The sequence below is a fragment of the Streptomyces sp. bgisy159 genome (assembly GCF_057707805.1).
In genome coordinates, this window is sequence record NZ_JBYIQX010000099.1 from 1 (window position 1) to 3643 (window position 3643).

General features: G+C 61.4%; 3 protein-coding genes and 1 pseudogene. All 4 read left to right on the forward strand.

Annotation, left to right across the window (positions count from 1 at the left end; genetic code table 11):
* The first annotated feature begins 464 nt into the window (after positions 1–464).
* Positions 465–908, forward strand: a complete 444-nt coding sequence (locus AC3ET3_RS35890; RefSeq protein ID WP_435613709.1) for a hypothetical protein — start codon at positions 465–467, stop codon at positions 906–908.
* A gap of 9 nt (positions 909–917) precedes the next feature.
* Positions 918–2726, forward strand: a complete 1809-nt coding sequence (locus AC3ET3_RS35895; RefSeq protein WP_435613710.1) for an alpha/beta hydrolase — start codon at positions 918–920, stop codon at positions 2724–2726.
* Positions 2727–2872: 146 nt separating this feature from the next.
* Positions 2873–3334 carry a hypothetical protein gene (locus AC3ET3_RS35900; RefSeq protein WP_435613711.1) on the forward strand — a complete coding sequence of 154 codons (462 nt, stop codon included), beginning with the start codon at positions 2873–2875 and terminating at the stop codon, positions 3332–3334.
* Between the two features lie 66 nt (positions 3335–3400).
* Positions 3401–3643: pseudogene (locus AC3ET3_RS35905) on the forward strand (hypothetical protein); the annotation flags it as partial.

Consider the following 3643-nt stretch of genomic DNA (forward strand, 5'->3'; position numbering starts at 1 on the left):
GGACGAGTACCCGCTGCCGGACCTCGCAGCGGCAGACACACCGTCGGCCTCTACCGGGCCGACCGGTGCCAACCCCCCAGCCCCCTCCAAGGACACCGACCTCTCCTGGCTGCCGATCGGCATCGGAGCAGTCACCGTAGCGGCTCTCGCCATAACAGCAACAGGCATCTTTCGCAGGCGTCGCAGATTCATCGCCCCCTCACCCACGCCTTCCTCTCCGGACGGGCCTCCGCACCCCCATGCGCTCACCGGCTTCGGGCCGCCCCCGGCCATGCCGCCCTCCTCCCCACCGCCCAACCGAGGTACTGACACCGTCTGAGTACGCCTACTCAGCCGCCCTGGTGGCCCACGCGGATGGGGCGTCCCATCGGGGCCGCTACCTTACGACTTGATCACCACGCAATCGCACACACGCGCTCCCGGAGGCGACAGAGCGCGCCCGGCGAAAACAGGAGGGTCCACGCATGGCGTGGGATGAGTGGGAAGAGCTCAAGGGCACGGCACTCGCTCGAAGCTCCCCGCAGATGCAACTGAATCACGTGCCCATCGACCCGGCGGAGGGCACGGGCACAATGGTGTCCGACAAGCCGGTGTGGTCAAAGGCAGGCCAAGATGTTGGCGCAGTTTGTGAGGACATCGACAAGGCGTTGGTAGCACTCTCTGGCGGCCAGGAAGGCCTCACGGCGGACTTCGACTGCCAGACGTCAGGTGCCCAGAAATTGGTCCACGAGTCCTGGGAGCGCTACATCAACAGCGTCAGTGCCCGGTGCGAAAAGCTCGCCACACTCTTCCAGAAGGCGGGCAGCGACCTACTGAAGACCGACGAAGCAATCATGATCGAAATCGGCAATTTGAAGCTGGAGTACGCGGATACACCGGCCGTCGGCGGCCAAGGCAAGAGGCGGTAACCACAAGCCATGAACCTGGCAGCGCTCCAACGTCTCCAACCGACCGAGTACTTCCAAGCAGCCAGCGGATACCGCAGCACCGCCGACATGGCCAGCGCTGCGAAGGACCACGTGGGGACCCAGATCGTCGCAGCGATGAGACACTCGCTGAAGGGTGAGGCCGCGGAGGCGGCAGTCGGGCAACTGATAGAACTGGCCGAGAACTTCCACTACGTACAGCTGGAATGTGGACTCGCCAGCACTGCCCTTGAGGCGTTCGCGCACGAGATGAAAGCCGTCAAGAGGAAACTCAATAATGCTCTGGCTGATGCCAAGGCAGCGGGTCTCACGGTGAATTCCGATGGTTCAGTCACTTATCCACCCGGTGGAGAGAAGGACGAGGGTGGAAAAACTCCTGCAGGGGGCACGGTCACCGGCCTGACGGACGACACGGCTTCTGCCGTGGGCCGTCAGGCAGCAAACATCGACCCCAATCCCAACCACGGCCCTGCACGAGACTGCGCGGACCGCATCGCTGCAGCCCTTGAGGAGGCGACAGAGGTTGATGTGAAGTGGGCTCCGAAGTTGCGTGCGTTGCGGGCCGACGACGACCTGACCGTCAGCGACGACGACTGGTCGGATGTATTCACGGACACCAAAGGTTTGCAAGCAGCAGGCACGGAATATCTCGGCTCACTGCCACAACCCCCCAAGGACGGGGATCCGAAGTCCAACGCGCAGTGGTGGCAGGAACTGGACCCGGATCAGCAGGCCGCATGGCTATCTATGCGACCCGATTCGGTAGGTGCACTCGACGGACTGCCGTCCGCGGTCCGGGACGAAGCCAACCGGATAATATTCGCCGATGCACGTAGCGCCGCCCAAACGGAACTGGACGCATGGATGGCAAAGGAACCACAACCGGCCTACCAGCTAGTCCATAGCGTCAATGCTCTCACCGGCGAGGAGGTGGAAGAAAAGATCTATTCGGAGGAATGGAGACAATGGGACATGAAGCGGAATGAGCTGCAAAAACCGGTAGATGGCATGCAGGCGATCCAGGACCGCTTCAACGCAACCGGCAAGAATGGTCTGCCTGAGGCATACTTGCTCAGCTTCAGTCCCGAAGGGGATGGTCGGGTAATCATCGCCAACGGAAACCCGGACACTGCCGATCATCAGGCAGTGTACGTGCCGGGTACGACTTCAAACCTTTCGAATATCGAAGGCAACATTAACCGGATGGTCGGTGTCTGGCGGGAAGCTGATGCCAAATCCGGCGGGGAAAGTGTTTCCACGATTACCTGGCTCGGCTATGACGCACCTGACAGCGTGGCCAAAGATGCACCGTTCAGTCACTACGCATACGACGGTGCGCCGGCATTCAACCGGTTCTTGGATGGGCTCGACGCGTCGCACGGTGGCGCTTCGGATCCACATCGCACCGTGATAGGCCACTCGTATGGGTCCACCCTCGTTGGAGCTGCAGCCGAGACGGGGCAGCTCAACGCCGACGACGTCATTTTCGCGGGCAGCCCAGGCGTCCGGGTTTCCGGCGCCGATGAGATGGACGTCCCTCAGGGGCATGTCTGGAACGAGGAGGCCGAGGGAGACCCCGTTCCGGACCTCGGCCGCTGGGGCCACGGCGGTGACCGCTTCGTCACCCCCAGCGATCCGAATTTCGGAGCAAACCAGATGGCCACGGACACCGAGGGACACAGCGGTTACTGGGACGGAGACGAGGCGGGCCCATCCCAGAGTCTGCTGAATCAGGCTCTGGTCGTTGTCGGTAAGGGTGATGACGTGCCACTGCGGATGCCGCGCCCCTTGCTTATGTGAAGCCGCGACCGGAATGCCCTAGAAAAATGACGCGCCGATGATCCCTCGATCTAGGCAATGAAGTAAGGCTTCATGACGTGAAGAGAAAGTTCAGCGCTCTGGCGCTTCCAGTACCCATTTACCTCGTCACCCTCACTGGATGCAGCATGACCGACACCCGCTCTCATGAAGTTCCGTTCGCTGGCACAAGCACGTCACGTGACGCTTCGGATGCCATGGGAAAGCTATCCAGTGGCATCTACGACCTGATTGGCGTCAGGGGAAAGGCTTCTGATAGTCACCCAGGAGTCATGGACTGCCCGGGCAAAGACACGAAGACATACTTTCGGATCTTCCACCCATGGAGCTTCTATCCTGCCTCAGCAAGCGACCTGGATGTTGCGATGGAGCGACTCAAGGAGGGACTGTCCAAGAATGGGTGGGAAATCATCACCTACGGCCCGGACACCAGCAAGAACCAAAACATCAAGCTGGTCGCCGACAACGACAACAAGAAAGCTAGCGTGAAAATTATCAAAATGGCGAAAAACGACCCAGCGATGCTGAGCCTTGACGTCGTTTCCGGCTGCTACAAGGTTCCGGACGGTGAAGAGGTCGAACGCTTCTGATATCCGGGGTCTTGACAGAACCTCACGGGCTCACCGGCAGGCCTCGACAAGGTCGCCCAGCCCCAGTTGGTTGGCGCCAAGTTCAGCGACGGCGCATGGGCGGAGGCGGCCGGCCTGCATACGGCGTACGAGACGGTGATCACCGAGCTGGAGAACCTCTCCAAGCTGCTCTCGGACTGCGTGGAGGGCATGAGCAGCGTCGTCCATGCCTTGCACAACCGCCTGGCGACACCCCGTCCGGCAACGAAGCGGGAGGCACCATCTGATGACGGGCAACACCCCCGGGACCGGCTCCACCCCGTTCGAGAA

What these genes read in the sequence shown, in the direction of transcription:
- AC3ET3_RS35900 (WP_435613711.1), top strand. Translation starts at nt 2,873, where the DNA reads ATGACCGACACCCGCTCTCATGAAGTTCCGTTCGCTGGCACAAGCACG.
- AC3ET3_RS35890 (WP_435613709.1), top strand. Translation starts at nt 465, where the DNA reads ATGGCGTGGGATGAGTGGGAAGAGCTCAAGGGCACGGCACTCGCTCGA.
- AC3ET3_RS35895 (WP_435613710.1), top strand. Translation starts at nt 918, where the DNA reads ATGAACCTGGCAGCGCTCCAACGTCTCCAACCGACCGAGTACTTCCAA.